Source organism: Shigella sp. SIG3 (genome assembly GCF_053555855.1).
On the sequence record NZ_JBQZXE010000248.1, the window covers coordinates 1 to 1162 of the forward strand.

Annotated in this window: 1 protein-coding gene and 2 pseudogenes; all 3 read left to right on the top strand. The window is 46.5% G+C overall.

What is annotated here, in order from left to right; translation table 11 throughout:
* Nucleotides 1-215 (top strand): annotated as a pseudogene (locus tag ACUU1I_RS20650) (ferredoxin reductase); the annotation flags it as partial.
* Nucleotides 216-350: 135 nt separating this feature from the next.
* The gene (locus tag ACUU1I_RS20655) at nt 351-1028 is read left to right on the top strand and encodes a hypothetical protein (protein WP_005115548.1); all 678 of its coding nucleotides are present in this window, start codon (nt 351-353) and stop codon (nt 1026-1028) included.
* A gap of 15 nt (nt 1029-1043) precedes the next feature.
* Nucleotides 1044-1162: pseudogene (locus ACUU1I_RS20660) on the top strand (hypothetical protein); the annotation flags it as partial.

Sequence of the window (1162 nt, forward strand, 5' to 3'; positions counted from 1 at the left end):
ACAACAGCGGCGGTCTGCTCAGTTTCACGTTGGCACATACCGACGCCTGGCGTCAGCAGGGCTATGAAGACACGATGCTGACGATGGAGCATATCCGGAAACCGCTGGCAGCACGTCAGGTACTGTCCCGGTCAGAAACGGTGTTGCAGAAAAGTCTGGAGATAACGGAAGAGGCAGATTTGGCACTGAGAAACGCGATGGCCCGGATTAAATAAAGACGCTCCAAAGAAACGCCACCGCCTGTGGTGGTGTTTTTCCTAGCTGGTGTTATTGAAAATATTTTCAGATATATATTACCTGAGAGAAAGTTTTACCCCTCACCTGTCAATTCACTCACTGGAAATTTAATTATGCAATTACCTGTAAAGTTATTAATGAGCCTTATATCTCTGGTCAGCGTTATTGCACGTGCCGGGAAATATAAAAATTATATCCGGGATGAAATAAAATACTGGCGATATACATCATACAAGGGGGGGAAATTTCCGGAAGGTTTCACTGATGAGAAATTTTCCAGCGCCATTTACAACGGAAGAATATTTACAATGAAACGTTTACATACCCTGATGTTATTTCTGGCGGTTCTGTTTACTGGCTTTAACGTGGAAGCAGCGAGCGTGAAACAAGCGCTCAGCTGCGACCCAAACGCCCGGGCTGAACAACCTGGAGCGTGTCCAACAACGTACGAGTTGTACGAAGGTGACGCTGCCTACAAAGCTGCGCTTGACAAAGCATTAAAACCGGTCGGACTGAGCGGCATGTTCGGTAAAGGCGGGTATATGGATGGCCCTGGCGGAAACGTAACGCCAGTAACCATTAACGGTACAGTCTGGCTCCAGGGCGACGGTTGCAAAGCCAATACCTGCGGCTGGGACTTTATCGTAACACTCTATAACCCAAAAACCCATGAAGTCGTTGGCTACCGCTACTTTGGTTTAGATGACCCGGCCTACCTGGTTTGGTTCGGCGAAATTGGCGTGCATGAATTCGCGTATCTGGTGAAAAACTACGTAGCTGCGGTTAACTAATTTAAGGAGTCTGTCATGAAAACTTTTATCAAAACTTTACTCGTTGCTGTAACTATTCTGTTCTCTGTCTTCGCTACGGCGAAACAAGTAAAACTGCCAAACAACATCAAATACGTTAATACTACAGAGGCGTT